The organism is Streptomyces sp. NPDC111628, from assembly GCF_055635195.1.
This window is the reverse complement of sequence record NZ_JBVKBZ010000006.1, coordinates 247,468-270,487: the sequence shown is the minus strand read 5'-3', so window position 1 is coordinate 270,487 and position 23,020 is coordinate 247,468. Positions and strand designations below refer to the sequence as shown.

Below are 23,020 nucleotides of genomic sequence, written 5' to 3'. Positions count from 1 at the left end.
GGTCATCCGATCAGCCCCCTAGCATTCCCTGTCTGTCGACGATGAGCTGCCCGTACTCCTGCGGAGCGGGATCCGTCAGATAGTAGTCCGGGCCGCCGTTGTAGTACGCGCCGATGTTCCTCACATCGGCACTGGTCAGTGCGTTCCCGCTTCTCATGCCCGCGATCTTGTCCCGCGCCACGGAGAGATAGCGGGCGGCGATGAAGATGTTCTGCGCCGGGTCCTTGAGCGACTCGATGACCTTGCTCTTCTGGAACTGGCTCATGTTGCCCGAGTCGTAGCCCAGCAGATCCCCAGCGGTGTCCACCTGCATGCTCACCTCGCCGAACGACGTGTTGGGGTCGCCGGTGAGGATGTTCTTGGCGTCGTCCGCGCTCGGCGGATCACCCCCTACCTCGTTGTATACGACGCCCGCAAGCAGGTAGGCGGGCAGATCGTACCTCTTCGCGGCGGCGTTGATCACGTCACCGTACTGGCCCACGAAGTTCGCCTTGTAGGCGAACACGTCGGTCTGCTTGATCAGGTAGAGGAACGCGTCCCAGTCCGACCAGGAGGTCCGTCCCGCCGTGTCGAACCCCGCGGCACCCTTGATGAGGTTGAGGTGCTCCTGGGACATCTGCATCACACCGGCCGCCATGCAGGCGTCCTTGACGTGGTAGCCGTAGCTCGAGCAGTCCGGTGTCTTGTCCACCATCGTGCTGTCGGGTCCCGTGGAGGTCGGGGACGCATTCACGTCCCAGCCGCCCGCGTCGTTCATCCTGCAGGTGTAGCCGGACTCGTTGCATTCCGCGGGCCGGTGACCGTCGTACTCGACGAAACTGGTCGGGTTGCCGCCGGTGAACGCGTACCGGTTGCCGGTGAACGGATCGGTTCCCAGACCCATGTCCGCGAGGGCGCCGTTGTACATGTCCCGGGTGGTGAAGCGGTTGAGGCCCGGGTCGTAGTCGCGGAAGCCCATGTCGTAGGTGCCGGACTGGGCGTCCCAGCGCTTGGAGTTGTAGCGGTAGGGGTTGTAGTCCTCCTTGGTGGGGTCGGTGGTGTCGGGCTTGTCGATGCCGGTGAACTCGGACTCGTCGTTGGAGCCGTAGGCGGTGTAGCCGTAGGTGGCCTTGGTGTCGCCGTTGTCGTCCGTCAGGGTTTCGACGTCGGTGTGGCTGTTGTAGCCGTAGTAGCCGTCCTCCGTCGTCCCGTCGGTGTTGTGCTTGATCTGCGACAGGCGCTGGCCCCACGGGCTGTACTGGTAGGACTTGGTCAGCTCGCCGGCGACCTTCTCGTCGAGGACCTCGCTGGACAGGCCGAGGTACTCGAAGTCGGTGGTCTTGCCGTCCGCCGTCTTCGAGGCGGTGCGGTCCAGCGGGTCGAAGGTGTACGTGGTCGACTTCATCGCGCCGGTGTCGTCCATCTTCTGGGACTCCACGACGTGGTCGAAGCCGTCGTACACGCTCCGGGAGGTGACCTGCCCCTGCGACGTCACCGACTGCTGGCGACCGAAGGGGTCGTAGGTGTAGTCGGCCGTGACGCCGGAGGTCGTCGCGGTCAGCAGGCGGTTGCGGTCGTAGTGGTAGGCGGTCGTCGTGCCCTTGACCGTCTGGCTGACGACGTTGGCGTTGTCGTCGTGGACGTAGGTTTCCGTGCCCGCGCCGTTGCCCGCCTTGACGGACTTGGTGAGCCGGCCCGCCGGGTCGTAGGTGTAGTCGGTCGTGGAGTCGAGGTACGCCGCGTGGTTGTCGGCGTTCATCTTCTTCGCGACGTCGCGCGCCTTGTTGCCGTTGGGGTCGTAGGCGTAGGTGTGGGAGGCGACCAGCGTGGTGCCGTCCGCCTTCTTCTCCGTCGTCGACTTCAGGGCGCCGTCTAGGTAGTAGGTGTGGTCGACGGTGTTGTCGTTGGCCTTGGTCTCCTTCAGCTTCGTGCCGCGGGCCGTGTACGTGTACGACGTCACCTTCGGGTCGGTGTCCGTCGCCGTCTTGCCGACCGAGACGGTCTTGACCAGTTCGCGCAGGTCGTAGGTGTACTGGGAGAACTGGCTGGGGTGGGTGACCGTCTCCGGCTGCCCGTTCGCGTCGTACGTGTACGACGTCGCCTTCTTCTCCGTGCCGGACAGGGACTCGGTGACCTTCTGGACCTGGTTGAGGCCGGTGTAGGCGACCGCGTATGCGTCGGTCCGCGTCCCGGACGACGTGTCGTCGATCGAGGTCAGGTTGCCGTTGGCGTCGTAGCCGTAGGTGAATGTCTTCTGCTCGGTGTCCGTGTCGGCGGAGTTGTCACGGACCAGCTTGACCGCGTCGGCCACCGCGGTGCCCGTGCCGCTCTGTTCCAGCTTCAGTTCGGTGTCCTCGCCCTGCTTGAGGGCGTAGTCGCCGAGGGCGACCCAGGTGCCGGGGCCGGTCGTCTGGTTCTTGGTGACGGCCGCCTCGGTGGTGGTGCCGTGGGTGAGGGTGTACTCGGCAGCCGTGGCGGCGCCGGTCACCTCCGGGTACTTCACGTACGCGGTGTACGTGCCGTCCTCGGGGATGTTCAGCGTCCACGTGAAGGCGTCCGTGCCCGTGCCGGCGGCGTGGGTACGGTGGTCGTAGCCCTGCTGGCCGGTGCTGTCCCCCTGCGTCCAAGTGCCGGTGGTGGCGGTGTTCTGGGTGTCGGAGTTGTCCGCCAGGACCACCGACCTGCCCATCGGGACACCGTCGTCGGAGCGGGACTCGAGCTTGCCGTCGGGGTAGTACGACCACGTCATCGTGCGGTTGGAGGAACCGCCCGCCGATGTGAGGGTGCGGGCGGTCTGCCGGCCCAGGTCGTTGTAGTCGTAGGTCGTGGCGATGTCCCACGGGTCCGTGGAGGACCTCACCCAGCCGTTGTCAAAGTAGTCGAACGCCGTGGTGTTGCGGACCGTCTGTCCCTCGGAGGGCGGCAGCGAGGTCTTCGCCACCCGGCCGACCTTGTCGTACACGGTCTCGGTGTAGACGTTCGGGTCGTTGTGGCGGGTGTCCGCCGGGTCGTAGGGCTGGTACTGCTTGACGGGCCGGTTCAGCGCGTCGTATTCGGTGCGGGCGGTGAAGGCCGTGGTCGTGTCCGCCGCGACGGCCCGCGGGGTGATCACCTTGGTGGTGTTGCCGACCTCGTCGTACTCGTACCGGGTCGTGCGGTAGGTGATCGTCGTGGTGCCGCTGTGCGGGACCTTGACCTCTGCGGTCTTGCCGCGCTCGTCGTAGGTGATGAGCGTGGTGTTGTTCTCCGCGTCCGTGGCGGAGGTGACCAGGGAGTCCTTGTCGTAGGCCCGCTTGGTGGTGTTGCCCGCGGCGTCCGTGGCCGAGGTGACGCGGTGGTTCAGGTCGTAGGCGGTCTTGGTGGTGTAGTCGGTGGTGTCGGCCGTGGCGTTCTTCTTCGGGTCGACGACCTTGGTGGTGTTGCCGACGTTGTCGTACGCGTAACTGATCGTGTCGCCGTCCGCGTTGACCACGGAGGTGAGCTGGTAGATCTCGTCGTAGTGGTTCGTCGTGACGTGGTCGGCCGGGTCCGACGTGGTCAGCGTGCCCTTGGGCTCGGTGGTCGCTTCGAGGTGGCCGACCTTGTCGTAGGTGTAGGTGCTCCTGCGTTCGTCCGAGGTGGTGGTGTCCTTCGGCGCGGTCGCCGAGGTGATCTGGTCCGCGGCGTCGTACACGGCGGTGGACACCGCTCCGTTGGGCGCCGTCGACGTGGTGACGTTGTCGTTGGCGTCGTACTCCGGGGCGGGCGTGGTGATCAGGTCACCCTCGTCCTGGGTCTTCGGCACCGTGCTGACCAGGGGGCGGCCGAAGGTGTCGTAGGTCTGCGTGGTGACCTTGTCGTAGGCGTCGGTCACCTTGGTGACCTGGCCGCGTTCGTCGTAGACGAACTCCGTGGCGTGGGCCAGCGCGTCGGTGATCGTCTCCGGGTTGCCGGTCGCGTCGAAGGCGCTGTACGTCGTCGGGTTCCCGTTGGCGTCGACGGCCTTGGTCAGCTGTCCGTAGGAGTTGTACTCGTAGGCCGTGGTGTAGTCGTCGGCCGTGGCCGTCGCGACGCCCTTGGGGTCTGTGACCGTCTTCAGGTTGCCGAAGGTGTCGTAGCCGAACTGCCAGGCGCGGCCCTCGGGCGAGGTCTTGCGCCACAGGTCGGCGGCGTAGCCGTCGGCGCGGGTCTGGTATTCGTATGTGGCCGCGTTCGCCGGGTGGGTGCCGGGGGCGCAGTCCGTGGCCGGCGGGACGCCGTTCTTGTTGTTCTCGGCGTCGCGGGACCAGAGGGGGTAGCCGGTCTTCTGGTCGTAGCAGTAGGCGGTCTTCGCGCCGTTGGCCTCCTCCAGGTAGGTGACGTTGTTGTCCGCGTCCCAGCTCATCTTCGTGGTCTGGGACTTGGCGTTGGTGGTCTGGACGGGGCGGCCGTAGTCGTCGGTGACGTACCTCGTCGCGTGGGACTCGGCGTCGGTGACGGTGGTGTCGGTGAACTTGGGGTTCGCGGTGTCCGCCGCGTAGGTGAAGCCCGTGTTCCCGTCGAGGCGGTCGGTGACGGTCTTCGTCCACCAGTGGTACGTGGGGTCGTCGCCGGTCTTGGGGGCGTAGTACGCCAGGTCGGTGCCGTGACCGCGCGGGTCCGTGACGTCGACCAGCTTGACGTTCTTGTTGCCCTGGGTGGCGTCGTAGGTGAAGGCGAACACCTTCGGCTGGGCCGAGCCCGTGCCGTCGGTCAGCTTGGTCAGCAGCGCCTTGTCCGAGTACTCGAAGGTCAGCTTGCGGCCCGAGATGTCGGTCATGGACCGGACGTGGTCCGCGACCTTCGGGAAGGGCGCGTCAGTCTTGTCGTAGTAGTCGACCGTGAGCGACTTCCGGCCTGCCGGGTCGGTGATGTACTTGAGGAACTTGGTCGGCTTGTTGTTGGACTTGCGTTCCTCGTAGGTGTACGTCTGCGTGTTGCCGTTCTTGTCGACCGTCGAGGTCAGATAGCCGTCGCAGCCGAAGAGGAAGCGGGTGCCGTCCGGGCGCAGCAGGGTCCAGGCGTCCGGGACGGGGTCCTTGCTGGGCGTGCAGTCCAGGCCCGGCTTGGCCGACAGCCGGTAGTGGACGCCGGCCGGGGCCTTCCAGGTGCCGTCGTCCTGCAGGCGGAAGACGTGTGTGGTCCCGTCGCCGTCGGGGAGGCGGACCTCGGTCGGGTTCGGGTTGGGGTGGAAGTCCAGAGGTGTGCCCAAGCGGATGGGACCGGCGAGTTGTGCGGACCAGCCCGCGCCCGAGACGGTGTCGGAGGTGTCGAGGGAGTTGTAGGAGAAGCGCGCGAACGTGGTCAGGCCGCGGCCCGGGTTGGTGAACGCGTTGTAGGACCACACGCTGTTGCCGGAGGCCAGGTTGTTCATGACCGTGGAACCGGCGCCGGTGTTCTTGCCGGTGTAGGAGTAGAACTTCTCCAGGCCCAGCTGGTTGGAGGTGGGGTCCTCGACCGCCACGCTCTGCTTCAGCGACGGGATGCCGTTGGTGCCGGCCGACAGCCAGCTGCCGTCGGCACTCTTGCGGACGTCCCAGCCGAGCACGTACTCGCCGCGCTTGTTGCCCGAGTCGGAGTTGACCGGTGTGGAGACCTTCGCCCGAATCGTGGCGGACTTGCCGGGGAGCAGCGCCGGGATCGGGGTGGCGAGTTGGTTGCCGCCGGTGGTGACGTCCGTGCCGTCGGGGAGCTTCCAGGTGTAGGACAGCTCCCGCTCGCCCGCCGCCCACTGGGCGGAGGTGGTGTTGGTGACCGTGAAGTCCACCGTGTAGGTGGTGTTCGGGGTCATCCGGGACGGGGTCTGCGGGGCGTAGTACGTGTCCTCGGTGGTGGAGTCGACGTAGATGACCTGCATGTACGGGCGCAGCTGCGGGTCGGCGGCCTCGGCGGACAGGAACAGGGTGCGCTCCTGCGGGCCGGAGGCGGACTCATCCTTCAGCTTCACCGCGACGCCCTTGTTGCCCGCCGGGTCGTCGATCCAGCTCTGCATCAGGCCGGTCGCGTCCCACCAGTGGCGGCCGACGTCCGACACGCTCGCCACGGTGTCGGAGACGGCGGCGGACATGTCACCGCCGGCGCTGCTCCAGGCGGTGGTGGAGGTGGCGTTGTTCCACGTGGCCTGGGTTTCGGAGAAGTCCCGGGTGAGGGCGTGGAGTTCGTAGATCGCGCCGTCGGTGTCGGTGGTGGTCTCCGCGCCCCACATGTACATGCGGTTGTTGATCACCGTGGCGGTGGACGGGATGTCGTCGGTGGGGAACTTCAGCGCGGCGCGGGTCTTGCCGTAGGTGCCGGAGTTGTTGCCGACGCTGAGCCACTTCTGGTCGACGTCCCAGGAGCGGATGGTGTCCTGGTTGGTGGACGGCTGGGCGGAGGACAGGGTGGTGTCGGTGACGCCGCCCTGGCTGCCCTGGATGATCCTCATCGTCCGGCCGGCCTTGGGGATGCCGACGATGCGGGTCGGGGATCCGAGCAGTTCCCCGCTCTTCGTCTTCACCGCGATCTGGTAGTAGTACGACTTGTCGATCTCGTTGGCGGCCGAGTCGGGCGTCGGGATCGCGGTGGTGTCCGTGTAGGTGGTGTCCGACGCGCTGACCGGCGCGATCAGGGTCGTCGCGGACGGGGTGAAGGCTTGCTGGGTGGAGCGGTGCAGCTGGTACTCGGCGATGTCCAGGCCCGCGTCACCGGTGGTGTTGGAGTACGCCTTCCAGGACAGCTCGGGGCCCGTGGAGTGCACCACGGTCGGCGAGTTCAGCGAGGTGCCCACCTTGCCGTAGGTCACCGTCAGCCGCGGAATGGTGGACGTCTCGCCGCCGTAGGCGCCGTCACCGGCCTCGTAGCGGGGGCCGCCGAGTGGGCCGGTGGACGACTCGTCCTTCGCCATCAGCACGAAGCCGTGGTTGTCGGCGGTGCCGCTCACCCACTTCTGCACCGTGTCGGCGACCGGGAACTCGTGCCACTGGTTGTACTCGCCCTTGTTCTTCACGATCTGGGCCGGGTTCACCAGCCGCACCGCGTCCGCGAGCACCGCTGTGGAGGACGAGGCCGGTCCGTCACCGAGGACGACCTTGCCGACCGTGCCCTTGGTGAAGGGCAGCTGGCCGCCGCCGTTCAGCGATGTCCACACCCCGTCGGTACCGGCCGACTGGTCGACGGTGAACGTCTGGGTGCCGTCCCGGTGCGTCACCGTGTACGGGGCGTTCGTCGCCCGGTCGGTGGCCGCGACGTAGTGCACGTCCACCCGGTAGGTGCCGGTGTCGGTGACCTTCGGCTGCCAGGTGTAGGTGTCCCCGGCGACGGTGTCCTTGTTGTAGTGGTAGTCCTGCCCGATCGCGTACTGCGTCAGCGTCGAGCCGGACGTCGGCCAGGAACCCTTCGCCGCCGTGGTGCCCGCGTCCCCGTCGTCCACCTGGACGCTGGTGCCGGACAACTCGCCGACCAGGCCTGACGTGTTGGACCAGGTCGCCGTCGACTCGTCCCAGGCCCCGGTCGCGCGGTGCGCCTCGATGGTGACGTCGTTGCCGTTCGTGGTGTGCGACTGGTCGAAGTAGACGCCCAGCCGGGCGCCGTCGACCTTCACCCCGTCCGGGATCTCGTCCAGCGGGAACTTCAGCAGCGAACGGGAGGTGGCCGACGCGGACGTCTTGCCCGCCGCCAGCTTCCAGGAGGAGTTGAAGTTCACGCCCGGCTGGTCGGACAGGACCATCGTGTCCTGCGAACCCGACGGCGACGGCGCGATCGTGATCGTCGGATCGATCACGACCGGATACTGCCGCTCCTTCGCCGCCAGCCACTTCGTGTCCGGCGTGACGGTCAGCTTCCAGCCGTCGCCGTCCCGCTGGAGCTTCTGCGTGACACCGGCGCTGTACGCGTACCCGTACGGCGACGACGCCGACTTCTTCGCGTCCGTCATGTACGGGGCCGGTATGACGAGCACCGGCGTGTTCGGCAGCTCTCCGAAGAACGCGATCGAGCCGTCCTCGCGGGACTTCGGCGTCAGCCCCTGCGTGTCCAGCGTGAACGTGTACGTCACGGGACCGGCGGGCCGCTCGGACAGGGTGATGTTCTCCTTCACCCGGCCCGGACCGACCACGTAGGAGAGATCGGCGTCGCCGACCGCGTCCTTGTACATGACCGTGGCGTCCTTGGCCTCGGGCTTCAGCCGTCCGTTGGTGCCCTCCAGACCGAGGGTGACCGACTGGCCCCCGTCACCGGCCTCGAATCGCAGCAGCCGGCCCGGGTCGGACCCGAACCAGCTGCGACCGGTGTTGGTCTTGTTCGCGAAGTCGAACCCCTTGGCCTCGGTCTCGGCCACTCGGGTGTCGATCGCCTTCCAGGACTTGCCCGCCCGCTCCTTGTAGGAGGTCGGCGCGGCCGTCAGGTCCGCCTCCACCCGCCCGTCGGACAGCTGCCAGAAGCGCGCCGTCGGGGTACGGCGCGAGGTCAGTTCCTTGACCCGCTTCGCCTTCGGCGCGTTCTTCCCCTTGGGGAGCTTCTGCCGGTCGGCCATGCCGAGACCGTCGTACGACGGCGGCTCCGGGGTCTCCTTCTCGTCGTCCCCGAGCCAGTCGGAAACGGTGTCGAAGAATCCCTTGTCACCACCCTTTCCGGAATTCGACGGTGGGGCCGCGTAAGCGACCTGTGGCAGTAGCGTGCCCGCAATCGCCGCAGCCACCAGACAGGAGATATATCTCCTGTAAGGCACCTTCACGTGCATACCTTTCGCCATCGGCAGCCCACCCCGCCGAACGCGAAACGGGCGCGCCGAACGAGCCGTTGTGGAGAGCTCCACAACGGCTTTGTGAATAGCTGTGCAGCACCCGGCGAGCAGGCGAAACGTCGGCTCGCGGGGCGCGGCGGCGGGATTATTGACCAGCTGACTGACGGCATGTCAAGCGAAGGGTCATTGCAGGCAAAATACCCCTCGAAACGCCACCGCTTCGCCCGGGTTTGTCTCCTCGATAGCGTGGCCGGCGCTTCGCGGTGTATAACCCCCGGCAATCGATCCGGACCGTCGAAAGCCGAGCCCCGTACATGTCAGTCAAGCAACCAACGAAGAGCACGGAGAGTGGGGAGAGCAGGGAGAGCACCATGACTGGTGGCACCCGGGCCGGGGTGCTGACCGCCGCCGTCCTGCTGCTCGCCTGCGCCGGGCTCGTCGGCTACGGGCTGCTCGACACCGAGGACGAGCCGAAGCCCTCCGCGACCCCGACCGCCGCCGTGACCTATGAAGTCACCGGCGACGGCACGGCCGAGATCTCCTACCTCGGCCAGGACAAGGACGGACGGGCCACCGTCGTGCGGAACGCCGAACTGCCCTGGAAGCACACCGTCCAGGTGCCGCTCGGCAAGACCCCCACCGTCGCCGTCGTGCTCGGCGAGAAGGGCGGACAGGCGGCCTGCACGCTCGCGATCCGCGGCAAGCACGTCCAACGGGCCACCGCCATGGGGAAGTTCGGGCGCGCCACCTGCACGGGTTCGCTGCCCGCCGACGGCAACTGATCACGACGTACACACTTCACGAGGGGTGGGCATGAGCCCGAGGGGAATCCGCGCACGGCGTTCGAGGGTGCCGAAGCGCACGATCTGGCTGGCGGCCGGGATCGTCGTCCTGGCAGGTACCGGGGTGACGGCGGTGTCCGTGACCGGAGGCTCCGGGGAGACCGGCGCCGACGACGCCTCCCGTCCCGCGCAGGCGCACACGCTGGCGCTGGACGGCAAGGACCCGAAGAGGCGCGAACTTCCGCGCACGGACACGCAGTTGTTCGCCCTCGTCGGCGTCTCCTGGGAGGACGACGCCGACGACTTCGAGGGCACCGCGCAGATCCGTACCCGCAGCGCGGGGAACGGCACGTGGACCGACTGGCGCAACCTCGACTTCGGCATCCGGGCGCCGGAGACGGAGGAGGGCGACGCCTCGCGCGTCCGCGGTGCCTCGGAGCCGTTGTGGGTGGGGCCTTCGGACGCGGTCGAGGCCCGGGTGGTGGCCAACGGCAAGGAGACGGCCGTGCCGGACGCGCTGCGGCTCGACATGATCGACCCGGGTGACGAGAGGGGCGGCAAGGGCCAGGACAAGGGCAGCAGCGAGGGCGGCAAGGGTCAGGACGGGAGCAGCAGGGGCGGCAACGGCAAGGGGAACGGCCAGGGCAAGCCCTCCGCCGAGCCCGGCACCGGGGAGAGCGCCACCGCGACGGCCAGTGCCCCGCCCTCCGGCGGGGACGCCGAGCCGACCACCGCCCCCGAGCAGTCGACCGAGCCGACCCAGAAAGCCACGGACGCCCCGGCCGCCGAACAACCGACCACTTCCGACGCCCCTGCCCCCTCCGAGGAGCCGGCCCAGGAGCCGACGGCCGAGCCCAGCGCCCCGACCCCGACCCCGACCGAGGAGCCGACGACCTCCGCGCCCAGCAGCCCGGACGAGCAGCCGACGGCACCGGCGCCCTCGGCCGGTCCGACGCAGGAGCCGACGGAGGATCCCACCACCCCGGCGCCGAGCGAGGAGCCGACCTCGGAGCCCACCGTACCCCCGACCGGCGAGCCCACCGGGGGGCCGAGCGCCCAGCCGGAGCCGACCGGGTCCACGTCACCGGCCACCCCCACCGCCCCGGCGATCGTCAGCCGCGCCGAATGGGGCGCCGACGAGTCGCTCGTCGCCAACCCGCCCTCCTATCTGGACAAGGTCGACGCGGTCTTCGTCCACCACACGGCGGGCACGAACGCCTACGACTGCGCCGACTCGCCGGCCATCATCCGGGCCATCCTCACGTACCACGTGAAGACCAACGGGTGGAACGACATCGGCTACAACTTCTTCGTCGACAAGTGCGGCACGGTCTTCGAGGGCCGGGCGGGCGGCGTCGGCAAGCCGGTCCGCGGCGCCCACACCTACGGCTTCAACGGCTACTCGGCCGGTGTCTCACTCCTCGGCGACTACGAGAACGGCGGTACTCCCGGCACCGCCGCGAAGCAGGCCATCGCCGACCTCGCCGCCTGGAAACTGAACCTCGACGGCGTCGACCCTGAGGCCGAGGTCACCCTCACCGCAGCCGGCGACACCGGCATGTACGAGACCGGCGAGAAGGCCACCCTGCACACCATCTCCGGCCACCGCGACGGATACGCCACGTTGTGCCCCGGGCAGGCCCTCTACGACGCCCTTCCCGCCATCCGCACGGCCGCCGGCGCCTCACGCTTCACCACCCCATAGGCCGGCCCGCACCGGTCCAGGAGTGCCCCAGCCGCATCCCCGAGCCCGGATCCGTGTCCGTACTCGAATTCTTACTCGTACTCGAAGAAGGAACCCCTTCGTGCTGCCCGAACACGCCACCCTGCCCATACGCCCCCACAGACTCGCCCTCGCCGTCGCCACGTGCGGTGCACTGCTCCTCACCACCGGCTGCGGTACGGACGAAGGCGGCACAGCGGCGGAGCAGGTGGCAGCAGACGCGGGACCGGGCTCGACCGGACCGAGCGCGACGGCCACGGCCTCCCCTGGTGCGTCCGAATCCGCGTCCGCCTCCCCCTCGGCGTCGGCGTCGGCGTCGGCGTCGGCGTCGGCCACAGCGAGCGGCAGTGCCTCACCGACCACCGGGGCGGCCGCCTCGAAGGCCGGTGAAGCGGGCGACGGCGACACGGCGGGAGGAACGCGATCCGGATCCGGTTCCGGCACAGGTACCGGTACCGGCACTCAGCCGGACCCGGCACCGGGCGCGGCCGCCCCGGACTTCCCCGTCCCCGTCGAGGTCGGCAACGCCACGCAGTTGATCACGGTCAAGGCCCGTGGCTCCTACGCCACGGTCACCGCGTGGGCGAAGGGATCCGCCGGCTGGAAGGCGCAGTTCTCCACCGAGTCCGGACGGGTCGGGTCCAACGGTGTCACGAACGGGGCGACACGGCGGCAGGGCACCTGGACCACCCCCACCGGCACGTACACGATCACCGAAGGGTTCGGCGTGGAGGCGAGCGGCACGAGCGTGCCGTACCACGTCGTCACGGACGACGACTGGTGGGTGGAGGACCCCGAGTCGGAGTTCTACAACTCCATGCACAGCGCACAGGGCGCGGACTTCCCGCTGACCGAATCCGGCGACCGCGGCAGCGAACACCTCATCGACTACCCCACCCAGTACGCCAAAGCACTCGTCATCAACTTCAACCGGTGGCCCGCCACCCCCGGCCGCGGCGCAGGCATCTTCCTCCACGTCAACGGCAGCGGTGCCACAGCAGGTTGCGTCTCCGTCCCCCGGGCCACCATGGACCGTTTCATGAACTGGGTCGAACCGTCCGCCCACCCCCGCATCGCCATCGGCTGACACTCCTGCGTGAGGAACGGACGAAAGAGTCGTCCTGCCCGTGGGAATCCTCTGGGACTTTTCTGGGTCTTCCGGCCGCATCAGCCAGCACGAGCACGAAAGAAGCGAAAGAGCCTTCATGCAGGTCAACGACTTACGGCGGCCAGACGCCGCAGGTCTCGGCCTTGGCTGGTCTCCTCCGGGACATCCGAAAGGAGCTTTTCCGGGGCGCACGGGGTGCGACGCAGGCGGGGCCGGAGGGACGTGTCGCTCCTCCGGCCCCGCCGTGCTGCCTGGGCCCCGCCGGCCTCCGCGCGGGACCGGTTGTCCCGGGGGCTCAGGCGGTCGGTGGGTCCGCCGGTCAGTAGGCGGAGTCGACGTTGTCCATGGAGCCGTACTTGTCGGCCGCGTAGTTGCAGGCGGCGACGATGTTGGCGACCGGGTCGGTGATGGAGTCCTTCGTGCCCTTGACGTGGTAGGCCTCGAAGGTGGGCTGGATCGTCTGGAGCAGGCCCTTCGAGGGGATGCCGTTCTGGGCGTTGACGTCCCAGTTGTTCTGCGCGTTCGGGTTGCCGGACGACTCGCGCATGATGTTGCGGTGCAGGCCGTCGTAGGTGCCCGGGATGTTCTTGGCGTCCATGACGTCCAGGGCGGTGCGGATCCAGCCGTCGAGGTCGTCGCCGTGCTTCTTCTCGCCGGCCTTGACGATGGCCTTGATCTTGTCGGTCTGGGCCTGGGTCTGCGCGGTGGACGTCTTGGCCGGCTCGGCGGCGTGTGCCGGGCTCGGGGCGAGGGTGAGGGTGACGGCGGCGGCGCCCGCAGCGGCGAGGGAGGCCACGGCGGACTTGCGGAAGCTGGGGCGGCGCATGATGGCGTGCACGGGTGTACCTCTCCATTCGGGAACGTGATGGGGAGGCCGACGGGGGGTCGGCGACGCGGTGTCCGCGCTGGACGCGGCTTCGCGTCATCAGGGCCGGTGTCTGGATCACGGACGGGCTCTTCCCGTCCGGTCCCGGCGCTCGGCTCCCCGGTACGCCGAACACACTGCGGAACGCTCCGGCGCCGCGACAAGTGTGTGACCTACTACGCCGCTTCGCAGATCGGCCGCCCGACTCGCCCGGACGGCCCACGACCACGCGGGCGAGCGGCCGTCGGCATCTACTAACCCCGGCCCTGTGTGACGTGGGTCCTGTGCGCGCCCTCACAGAGCCGGTCACCCACCGGTCGCCGCTCGTCACTCTACGGAGACGAGCATCTCACTCGATGAAACAACACAGTCACCCCCCGGGGTCGCCTGGAAGGCCGACGTGCAGCCCGCTCACTCCGGGCACAGCGTTCGGGACGCCGGACCCGCGGGGACGTCCTCGCGCCACCGGTCGGCGGTGAAGGCGCCGTCCGCCCATGCGCACAGGGAACGAACCGGGTCCATGGTCGCTGCGACGTTCCACAGCCGCGCTGTGCCGTCCTGGGCCCAGCTGACCAACGTGTCACCGCCGGGGGTGAAGGCCACGCCGGTGACACCCGCGCCGTGTCCCTCCAGCGGAGCGCCGATCCGGCGTTCGGTGGCGACGTCCCAGAGCCGGACCGTGTGGTCGTTGCCGCCGGTGGCCAGGGTTTTCCCGTCGGGGCTGAACACGATGGACGTGACGCCGCCGTGGTGGCCCCTCAGTGGGGCGCCGATCCGTTCGCGGGTGGCCGCGTCCCAGAGGCGGACGGTGTCGTCGCGGCTCGCGGTGGCGAGTGTCGTGCCGTCCGGGCTCCAGGCCGCCGCCGCTATCTGGGCGGTGTGATCGCCCGGTGTCTCGCCGATGCGGCGGTGCGTGGTCATGTCCCAGAACACCAAGGTGTTGTCCTGCGTGGTGGTGGCGAGGGAGCGGCCGTCCGGGCTCACCGCGACGCTGACGGAGCGGGCGGCGCCGAGTGCCGTGCGGGTGGGAGGCCGTGCCGTCAGATCCCATACGTGTACGGAGTCCGGGCCGCCGCTGACGAGGGTTCTGCCGTCGGGACCGAAGGACAGCGCGCCGACGTCGCCCGCGCCGAGCAGTGGTTCGCCGACGGGCCGGCGGGACACCACGTCCCGGAGTCGCAGGCCGTCGGACCCGATCGCGAGCACGGCACCGTCGGCGCGGAACGCGAGGCTGGGGCTGAGGCTGCCGGCAGCGCGGGCGAGCGGCTCACCGACCCGGCGTCGTGTGGTGAGATTCCAGAGGCTCACGGTCTCCTCGGCGTCGGCGACGGCGAGGGACCGCCCGTCCGGGCTGAGCGCTGCCGCCCACTGTTCTCCCGTGTCGATCGGTGCTCCGGCCTGCCGTAGTGTGCGGATGCCCCAGAGGCGGACCGTGGTGTCCGCGCTCGCACTGGCCAGGACCGATCCGTCCGGGCTGAAGGCGACGGACTCGACGGTACTGGTGTGGGCGAGGAGCGGGCCGCCCACCTCGGCGCGCCGGCGGAGATCCCACAGCCGCACGCCGCCGTCCTCGTACGCGGCGGCGAGCATCGAGCTGTCGGGGCTGAAGGTGATCGACCTGACGCCCGTGGAAGGGGAGGCGATCGGCTCGCCGACCGGGGCGCTCGCCTCGATGTCCCACAACCGGAGGCTGCCGACGAGGTCGGCGGTGGCGAAGGTTTTGCCGTCGGGGCTGAAGGCGAGTGACGTGACGACACCGTCGCCGCCCTTCAGCGCTCCCCCGACCGGTGCGCCGGAGGCGGTGTCCCAGAGCTGTACGCCGTTCCGGGACCCGCTGGAGCCCACCCGGCTGCCGTCCGGGTTCGTGGCGAGGAACTGTCCCAGACCGTCGAGCGGCTGCCCGGTCCGGCGGTGCGTCGCCAGGTCCCACACCCGTACGGTCCCCGAGTCGGCCTCGTCGACGGTGACGAGGGTCCTGCCGCCGCGGCCGAAGACGACCGAATGAACCGTCCCGGAACCGGCGTTGAAGGGGGCACCGATCTGCTTGCGGCCGGCGAGGTCCCAGAGTCGGACGGTGCCGTCGAAGCCGGAGCTGGCCAGTGTCCTGCCGTCCGGCGCGAAGGCGATCGAGGTGATGCCCTGGTGGTGTCCGATGAGCGGACGCCCCGTCATCCGCTGAGTCCCCGTCCGCCAGAGTCTCACCACCCCGTCGCTGCCGCCGGAGGCAACCGTCCGGCCGTCGGGGCTGAAGGCCACCGAGTCCACGGGCACCGAGTGGGAGAGCACTCCGGACGCCGGATTGACGGATGCGTCGAGAACGGCGAAACGGGTCTGTGGAGAGGGGTCGATGCGCCAGGCGGCCAACGCCTTCAACCGGGCGGCGAACGGGTCGCGGTCGGCGAGCAGGGAGCTCTGGGTGATGAGTTGTTGGACGACGGCCTGGTCGCGCTGCCGGGTGGCCTCGGCACGTGAGAGGACCGCGACCACCGACAGGGTGCTCGCGACCAGCAGCAGACAGCCCAACGCGGCGGCGACGATCCTGGCCGTCCGCAGATTGCGCCGGGTGTCGCGGAGTCCTTCCGACCGGAGTTCGTCCTCGGAGAGGCCGCGTACGACGGACGCGACACCGAAGGCGACACCGTCGACGTCGGGAGAGGACCCCGCGTCGCCGCCGGGGCGCGGGTCCACGGACTTCCAGACGGGTTGCCGCTCGAACTTCCCCGCCAGCCGGGCCGGCAGCGCCGTCGACCGCTCGGGATCCCAGTCGCCCCGCCGCTCGTCCCACACCAACTGCCCGGCGGTGACGACGAGCAGGATGGTGTGCACCGACTTGTGCTCCAGCCACCACGCGATCTCCCGGTCGACCCACGCCGAGGACCTCGCCTCGGGTGACGCCAGGACCACGAGCCAGTCGGAGCGGGCGAGACCGGCCTCGATCTTGCCCCACAGCTCCGGCCCGATCGATACTCCTGTCTTGTCCAGGAAGACCCTGATGTGCGGCGGCTTGTACCAGGGGCGGGACTGCTTCTCGATCGCGTGCCGCAGATGAGGCAGCCATCGCCGGTCGCGCTCGCCGCTGTAGGACAGGAAGGCGCCGTACCCCAGCTCGGTCCTGACCGGTCCGCGCCCCCGCGGCATCCAGCGCGTCCGCATCAACCGGTCGGCAGGTAGTCGTGACCGTCCCACCGCAAGGTCACCTTGGCGGTGGCACCTTCGGCACAGGAGGGATCGCACCCCTTGATGGACTGGACGATCGTGTATTCGCCGTTCTTTCCGGGGCCGACCGGCCTCGCGTAGTAGAAGGCGAATCTGCCGCCGCTGTAGTACTCGTCCGGGCTCCGCCAGCCGATGTCGGCGAATCCGTCCGCGGTGGGTACGAGCACCAGGACCCCGTCGTAGCGCCCCGGGTTGTAGATCACGAAGAGGTTCTTGGTCGAGTCGGTTGCCGGAGCGGCGAATCGCAGCGGGTCTTCCATGCTCCAGTTGGCGTCCACCTCGACAGGGGCCAGCGCGCGCCCGCTTCCGGTGACGGCCGCGACGCATCCGGCCGGCGGGTCGGACGCGGGGCGCTGGACCAGGAACACCCGGACCGGCCCCAGCTCCGGATGCCGGATGTCCCGGTGGTCGAGCGTCTTCCCGGCGCATCCGGCGGCGGCCGGCGGGTTCGGCGGAAACGAGGCGTCCGAGGGAGCCGACGCGGTCGGCCTGCCCTCAGCCGCTCCGCTCCGGGGCGTCCCGCCCTCGTCGGTGCATCCGGCGACGAACACCGCCGCCAGAGCCGACATCAGCAGGGCAGTCCGAGCCGCGGCCGAGCCGCGCCGGGACAGCTGTCGACGTAACCACGGCGATGAACTGGGAGACATGTCGTTCCCTCTGCTTCGAGGTGAGACCGGCCACGGCTGGAAGGATCACGATTCCCGTCCAGCGGCAACACACAGTAGTGGACTACGTCCTCATGCGTGAGTGCACGCCTGAATCACCCTCCCCCGGCCCGGAATTCGGCGGTGCCTGTGCTTCCCGCCGCCCGCCCGGCCGGAGCAGCACCAGCAGGGCGGTCAGCGCCGCCACCCCGGCCAGGACCAGGAGGACCACCCGGTCGGACACCGCCGCGCCGATGTCGGACAGTCGTTCCTCCAGGGCGAACTCCGTGTCGGTGTCCAGCACCGACGGCAGCGCGGAGGTGCCGTCGAAGGCCAGGAACGCCACCCCGAGCGCGATGAAGAACAGACCTCCGATGAGGGTGGTGCTGTGCAGGGTCAACGGGCCCGCCCGGAAGGTCCGGCCCCGCAGCCAGCGCCTGCGGCCCAGGTCGAACCGGTCCCAGAGCAGCGCCAGTACGAACATCGGGACCGCCATTCCCAGCGCGTAGACGGCGAGCAGCACCCCGCCGTGCAGCGGGTCGCCGTCCACGGCCGCCACGGTCAGGATGGAGCCGAGGATCGGTCCCGCGCAGAATCCCGCCAGCCCGTACACCGCGCCGAGGGCGAACACCGACAGGGCCGAGCCCGAACGGCGTCCGCCCGCGGCCCGCGCCATCCGGCGGGAGCCGAAGCCCAGCCCGGCGATCTGGGCCACGCCCAGGGCGATGACCGTCCACCCGCCCGCCGTCACCAGGACGTCCCGGTGTCCGTAGAAGAGGCGGCTGGCGAACGAACCGGCCACGCCGAGCGGTACCAGCGTCGTGCACAGTCCGGCGTAGAACAGGCCGGTGCGTGCCATCAGCCGGGTGCGGCTGGTGAAGGAGTAGGCGAAGAAGGCCGGCAGCAGCAGTGCGCTGCACGGGCTGAGCAGGGCCAGCAGGCCGCCGAGGAAGGCCATCGCCAGGCCGGCTTCGCTCATCGCCCGGCCGCCTTCGCCGTCTTCGCCGCGGTCTCGACGGCTTCCTCGAAGGTTTCGGTGGGCTGGGCGCCCAGGATCGGCCTGCCGTTGACCAGGAACGCCGGGGTGCTGGTCACGCCCAGGGTGTAGCCCTCTTCCTGGTCCTCGCGCACGGCGCCGCGGGCCTCGTCGGAGGCCATGTCGGCCTGGAAACGCTCGATGTCGGCGATTCCCGCCTCGCGGGCCATGGCGATGAGGTTCTCGGCGTCGAAGGCGCCGGTGTTGCGTTCGCGCGGCTTGCCGTAGGCGACGTCGTGGAACTCCCAGAACTTGTTCTGCCGCCCGGCCGCCCAGCCGGCCAGCGCCGCCTGTTCGGACTCCTCGCCGAAGATGGGGAAGTTCCGCCACTCGATGCGCAGGGTCCCCTTGTCCACGTACGAGCGCAGCAGTTCGGGTTTGGTCTCGCGGGCGAACCGGCCGCAGAACGGGCACTGGAAGTCGGAGTACTCGATCAGCACCACCGGAGCGTCCGCGCGTCCGACCGCCAAGGGGTCGGACGCGTCGCGGCGGGCGAGGGCGAGCAGGCCCTGGTCGGCGGGCGCGGGGGCGGCGGAGCCGGTGACGGCCGCGGGTTCGCCGGCCTTCTCCTCGCGGTGGTCCGAGTCGTCGAGCGTGAGGGCGAAGGCGGCGGTCACCGCGGCGGCGGCGAGCACCGCCACGGCAGCGACGGTCCGCCCGCGGCTGCGGCGGGACGGGGACGAGGACGGGGAGGAGGAAGGGGTGGATCCAGTCATGGGGTACCTCAGACGGGTGAGGAGGGAAAGGAAGAGGAAGAGTGAGGGGTGCGCAACCGGGCCGCGGGTCAGGCGGAGGGCGTGACCGGGCACTCGGTCTCGGCGGAGAGGCGGCGCAGCGCGGCTTCCGCGAGCAGGCCCGCCGACAGCACGGCCAGCAGCGGTTGCAGCGGAGCCCAGTAGCTCAGGGCGCCGGAGGCTCCGAGGAGCACGAGGACGAGTTTGTTGCAGACCGGGCAGCCGACGGCGAAGAAGGAGAGCACCCCGCCGATCGCCCCGAGCCGGCCGCCGTCGGCGGCGTGCGGCTTTGGGGAGGACGACGGCCGGCGCACGTAGGTGGTCAGGACGATGCCGGCCAGTACCGCCGTGACGGCCAGCGCCGGGTAGTTCCACCACTGCACGGGGACCGACCGGCCGAAGAGGGGATTGGGCACCACGTCGGTGGGCACGCCGACCAGGACCGCCGTGGCCGGCGCAGCCGCGCCCGCCACGATCCACTGCCGGGACCGCCAATCACGCAGTGCCGTACCCGCCCGCCGCCAAGAGCGCGGGGAAGAGGACATGCCGAAGAACTCCGTTTCCGAGGATGCAGGGACGCGGCCGAACGGGCCGGTCTACATCCGCAGAACGGAGTGGAGGGTCGGTGGGGGCGGATCAGGGCCGCCGGCGAACACGCCGAAGTGCTGTGGCACGAGGGGCGCGGGATCGGTGTGCGGCGACGTCGCGCGCGGGGAGGCGGCGGACGGCGGCGGGTTCTCGGCCCGCTGGACACTGGAGTCGCCGACCGCCTTCTTGCCGCACGGTGCGGCGGCGCCGTCGGAAGCTTCGGCCGCGGCGGCGGTGTGTACCCGCTCCGCGGTCGCCGCGGGCGTGCCGCGCCCTCCGCTTTCCGCGTGCCCGAAGAGGCACAGCAGCCCCACCACTGCCACGAGCAGGGCCAGCACACCGCTGAGGTGGGCGTGCGCCCGCCCGGGTGCCGCTCGCTTCATGGCCGCTCCTGCGCTGTCCGTGGTCACGGCCACCCTAGGTCACGCGCCGCCAGGCCCCGTACCGGGCCCGGACGCTCCGTCGGGCTGCGCTTCTTCCCCCGTTCGCGCGACCTGTGACGCTTTTCGTACAGGACGGCGACCGAACCGGTGTGAATTCGAGATTGGGTAAGTATCGCAGAAATCGTTCACTCGACTGCCGCGCATCCGACGGAGTAGGCAGACGTTACTTCGGATATGACCGAGGAACGCGGGGAATTCACGGCGCTTGGCCAGTACACCTACAGGCCCGGCAGAAATCACTGTCCGTCACCGAGCGACGGAACTCTGACCAGAGGCGGGCACCCCGTCCCTCTCCGGGTGACCGAGCCCGTGCTGCAGCGGTTCCTGGACGTCATGACCGAGTTGGAGACCGGCCTCGCCGAGCGGTGGGGCCGGGCGCAGGGCTCCTTGACGTACACCCGGGCGGAGTGACCGGCACCTCGTGTACGAAGAACACTACGGAGACCACACTCACCCCCGCATGCCGTACGGCGAAGGGCCGTTCCGCACCACGGGCACCGGTCGGCACCGCGCACCCGAGGCGGCCTCCCAGGAGACCCTGGTCCCGCCCGAACCCGGTTGGGACCCGGCCGAGGAACTCGCGTTCCTGCTCCAGGACGCGATGGAGCAGCAGACCGGAGCACCCTCCGCGACGGACACCTCGGCGCTCGCACCCGCCCCGGGCACACCGCTGAGCAATCTGCAGGAGATCACGGCGGAGCTGCCCCCGTTGAGGGAGTCCCCGACGAGTCACCGCAGGGTCCGCAGAGGGAGAAAGGTGAGCCGGCTGCGCGCCGCGAGCCTGTTCGTCGCCGCGCTCGCCGCGGTCATCGCCGCCTCCGTGAGCCTGTTCGGCGGCATGGTGGCCTACGAACCGTTGCGGCTGGCCGCCGTGACCCGCACCCGCGGCAGCGTCGTGTCCTGGTGGCCGCTGCTGGTGTACGGGCCCTGGCTGGTGGCCTCGCTGGCGGTGCTGCGGGCCGCGCTGCACCAGCGCCGCGCGGTGCACTCCTGGGCCGTGGTCCTGCTGTTCTCGGCCATCGCGATGCTGCTCTGCATCGCGGAGGCCCCCAGGACGATCAGCGACGGCGCGGCGGCCGCCCTGCCCGGACTGGCCTCGCTGGTCTGCTTCCAGCAGGTCGTCCGCCAGATCACGCTCACCCGTCCGCCCCGGCGGGCGGTGCCACGCCACCGGCAACGCGCCGCGGTCACTGCGGGTGACGATCCGTCGGGCAGGGCGGCCGCCGATCCGGTGTCCCTTCCGCAGCAGCGGCAGAATGCCGTGCGTTCGCCGCGGCCCGGCGCGGGGCCCGGAAAACGAACCTGATCCGGAGCGGAACAAGGTGGTCGTCGCGCTCTGCCGTCTCCTCCGGAGAATGTGAAGAAAAGGAAATGCGGAATGCGTTGCGGATCGCGCCCGGACCGGTACGGAAGGGGACCGCGCGGGTCAGCCCGCCACGAGGGTCACGTCCTGTCCCTGCCGGGCGTGGAAGCTCGGGAGCGGCACGATGCCCATGGGGCGCAGCTCCATCAGGGTGGCCTCGACGTGGGCCGCGCCGGGCTGGAGGACGACGGTGTCGGGCGTGCCGGTGTTGACCCAGCGGTGCTCCAGGCCGTCGCAGACCGCGCGGGTGCCGCCGACGCCGTAGCGGGCGGACGGGTCGCTCTGGCTCACGGTGGAGCTGACGAAGACCGGGCCGCTGCCGCCGGCGCAGCGGTAGGTGCCGGAGAGGGTGACGCTGCCGTCGGCGGCGATGCGGCCGGTCGGGTCGACGGTCACCGACTCCGCGACGAGGCGGGCGTCGTGGGGTGCGGCCGTGGCGGCGGGGGCGGCGAGCAGGAGCAGGGCGGCGCCGGCGGCCGTGGCGAGGGCGGCGGGGCGTACGGGCATGGGGAACCTCCCGGTCGGTCGGAATGAGGGGTTCCACTGGTACCGGGCGGAGGGGCCGGCGGCAGTGACCGTCACCCCTTCGGTGGCGAGTCCGGGCCGGCCGTCGTGGAACCGTCGCCGGCTTGTCCGGGTGTTGTCACGCTTGCCGCCCGGGTCTTGGCGATGACTTCCCGGCGGGCGCACCGTCTGTATACGCGACGGTCCCGAGGACGGGACGGTCTTCCGACGTGGAGGTGCGCCATGTGTGTCCACCGGCCTTCCTGCCCCGCTTCCGACTCGCCCGAGGCGCGCGTCGTCACCGCGCACGTCGTGGCCGCCCATCCGGAGCAGGGGTGGAACCTGCTGTGCGACGGCACGGTCGTCTTCGACGACACCGGCGAGCTGCTCCCCGACGGCCGTGTGGTCGCCCCGTGCCGGGTGCCCGCCGGGCGTCTGGTGATGGCCGCCTGAATCCGTCCGGCAGGACTCAGTCCTTCTCGGCGACGAACTCCCGCAGCAGGGTGGCGAGCAGCTCCGGCTGGTCCTCGGGGATCAGCGTCCGGGTGTCCTCGACCTCCACCAGCCGTCCCCGCGGGAGGAGTTCGGCCAGGCGTCGGCCGTGGGCGCGGGGCATCATCAGGTCCTCGGTCGCCCAGACGACGAGTGCGGGCCGGTCGAACCTCCGCAGGCCCTGGGCGGCTTCGAGCAGTTCGTCGCGGCGCACGTGCGTGCCGTAGTGCCGGAAGTCGCGCCGGATCGCCGGGTCGGTGCGCAGCGGGCGCAGCCAGCCGTCGACGACCTCGTCGGGCACGGGCCGCTTGGTGAGGGCGCCGATACCGACCGGGAGGCGCCGCAGCGGTCTGAGGCCGAGGGTGCGCACCAGCAGGGAGACGCCGCCGGGGGCCCGGCAGGCGATGCCGATCAGCTTCCCGGGCAGGCCCGGCGGGTAGTTGTCGAACGCCTCGCACGCGACGAGCGCCAGCCGTGCGAGCCGCTCCGGGTGCCGGGCGGCCACCGTCTGGGCGCGCCCGCAGTCGTTCTCGACGAGGGTGACGTCGGTGAGGTCGAGGCGGTCGAGGAACTCGGCGATCAGCTCGTTGACCAGGTCGGGTGTGGGTGGTCGGCGCATCGGGCGGCGGTGGGCGCCGTAGGGCAGGGTCGGCGCGATCACCCGGTGGTCGGTGCGCAGGTCGGCGAGGACCTTGCGCCAGACGGTCGCGTCGTGGACGAGGCCGTGGAGGAGGACGACGACCGGGCCGTCGCCGCCGGTGTCCTCGTACTCGATGGTTCCCGCGCTCAGTTCGATGTGCGGCATGCCGGAATGCTAGGGCCTGTCC

General features: G+C 70.1%; 15 protein-coding genes. 5 read left to right on the top strand and 10 right to left on the bottom strand.

Translation table 11 applies throughout. The features are described 5' to 3' along the window. Window positions 1-10: 10 nt before the first annotated feature. Window positions 11-8,704 (bottom strand): golvesin C-terminal-like domain-containing protein, encoded by an 8,694-nt coding sequence (locus tag ACZ7MF_RS30650; RefSeq protein WP_471481524.1) that lies wholly within the window; start codon window positions 8,702-8,704, stop codon window positions 11-13. Window positions 8,705-9,066: 362 nt separating this feature from the next. On the opposite strand from ACZ7MF_RS30650, the gene ACZ7MF_RS30645 reads away from it, so the two are divergent. The 3 genes from ACZ7MF_RS30645 to ACZ7MF_RS30635 all read left to right on the top strand — a co-directional run bounded on the left by ACZ7MF_RS30645 (window position 9,067) and on the right by ACZ7MF_RS30635 (window position 12,287). Beyond that, window positions 9,067-9,477 (top strand): MmpS family transport accessory protein, encoded by a 411-nt coding sequence (locus ACZ7MF_RS30645; protein WP_471481523.1) that lies wholly within the window; start codon window positions 9,067-9,069, stop codon window positions 9,475-9,477. 31 nt (window positions 9,478-9,508) lie between these two features. Then, the gene (locus ACZ7MF_RS30640; protein WP_471481522.1) at window positions 9,509-11,182 is read left to right on the top strand and encodes a peptidoglycan recognition protein family protein; all 1,674 of its coding nucleotides are present in this window, start codon (window positions 9,509-9,511) and stop codon (window positions 11,180-11,182) included. A 100-nt stretch (window positions 11,183-11,282) separates the two neighbouring features. Next, on the top strand, window positions 11,283-12,287 hold the full coding sequence (locus ACZ7MF_RS30635; RefSeq protein WP_471481521.1) for a L,D-transpeptidase family protein: 1,005 nt from the start codon (window positions 11,283-11,285) through the stop codon (window positions 12,285-12,287). A 340-nt stretch (window positions 12,288-12,627) separates the two neighbouring features. Here ACZ7MF_RS30635 and ACZ7MF_RS30630 read toward each other — a convergent pair whose 3' ends face one another. From ACZ7MF_RS30630 to ACZ7MF_RS30600, 7 genes are all read right to left on the bottom strand, one after another. Then, window positions 12,628-13,146, bottom strand: a complete 519-nt coding sequence (locus ACZ7MF_RS30630) for a transglycosylase SLT domain-containing protein (protein WP_471481520.1) — start codon at window positions 13,144-13,146, stop codon at window positions 12,628-12,630. A 438-nt stretch (window positions 13,147-13,584) separates the two neighbouring features. Further along, window positions 13,585-16,311, bottom strand: a complete 2,727-nt coding sequence (locus ACZ7MF_RS30625) for a toll/interleukin-1 receptor domain-containing protein (RefSeq protein WP_471481519.1) — start codon at window positions 16,309-16,311, stop codon at window positions 13,585-13,587. A 14-nt stretch (window positions 16,312-16,325) separates the two neighbouring features. Next, a complete protein-coding gene (locus ACZ7MF_RS30620; RefSeq protein WP_471481518.1) occupies window positions 16,326-16,958 on the bottom strand; it encodes a hypothetical protein in 633 nt (210 codons plus the stop codon). A 160-nt stretch (window positions 16,959-17,118) separates the two neighbouring features. Continuing rightward, window positions 17,119-18,012: a cytochrome c biogenesis CcdA family protein gene (locus ACZ7MF_RS30615; RefSeq protein ID WP_471481517.1), complete on the bottom strand. Its 894-nt coding sequence runs from the start codon at window positions 18,010-18,012 to the stop codon at window positions 17,119-17,121. After that, the gene (locus ACZ7MF_RS30610; RefSeq protein WP_471481516.1) at window positions 18,009-18,785 is read right to left on the bottom strand and encodes a DsbA family protein; all 777 of its coding nucleotides are present in this window, start codon (window positions 18,783-18,785) and stop codon (window positions 18,009-18,011) included. Before ACZ7MF_RS30610 ends, ACZ7MF_RS30615 begins: the two co-directional genes overlap by 4 nt. A 68-nt stretch (window positions 18,786-18,853) precedes the next feature. Beyond that, entirely contained in the window at window positions 18,854-19,348 is a 495-nt protein-coding gene (locus ACZ7MF_RS30605; RefSeq protein WP_471481515.1) for a hypothetical protein, read from the bottom strand. A gap of 51 nt (window positions 19,349-19,399) precedes the next feature. Continuing rightward, on the bottom strand, window positions 19,400-19,774 hold the full coding sequence (locus ACZ7MF_RS30600) for a hypothetical protein (protein ID WP_471481514.1): 375 nt from the start codon (window positions 19,772-19,774) through the stop codon (window positions 19,400-19,402). 520 nt (window positions 19,775-20,294) lie between these two features. Here ACZ7MF_RS30600 and ACZ7MF_RS30595 point away from each other — a divergent pair. Further along, window positions 20,295-21,140: a DUF2637 domain-containing protein gene (locus tag ACZ7MF_RS30595; protein WP_471481513.1), complete on the top strand. Its 846-nt coding sequence runs from the start codon at window positions 20,295-20,297 to the stop codon at window positions 21,138-21,140. Between the two features lie 120 nt (window positions 21,141-21,260). On the opposite strand, the gene ACZ7MF_RS30590 is transcribed toward ACZ7MF_RS30595, so the two are convergent. After that, window positions 21,261-21,704 carry a DUF6299 family protein gene (locus tag ACZ7MF_RS30590; protein ID WP_471481512.1) on the bottom strand — a complete coding sequence of 148 codons (444 nt, stop codon included), beginning with the start codon at window positions 21,702-21,704 and terminating at the stop codon, window positions 21,261-21,263. A gap of 240 nt (window positions 21,705-21,944) precedes the next feature. Here ACZ7MF_RS30590 and ACZ7MF_RS30585 point away from each other — a divergent pair, with 240 nt between their 5' ends. Then, complete coding sequence (locus ACZ7MF_RS30585; protein WP_356857210.1) at window positions 21,945-22,154, top strand: DUF5999 family protein; 210 nt, start codon at window positions 21,945-21,947, stop codon at window positions 22,152-22,154. A 16-nt stretch (window positions 22,155-22,170) separates the two neighbouring features. Here the strand turns inward: ACZ7MF_RS30585 and ACZ7MF_RS30580 are convergent, their stop codons facing one another. Further along, window positions 22,171-22,998 (bottom strand): alpha/beta fold hydrolase, encoded by an 828-nt coding sequence (locus ACZ7MF_RS30580; RefSeq protein WP_471481511.1) that lies wholly within the window; start codon window positions 22,996-22,998, stop codon window positions 22,171-22,173. Window positions 22,999-23,020 lie beyond the last annotated feature (22 nt).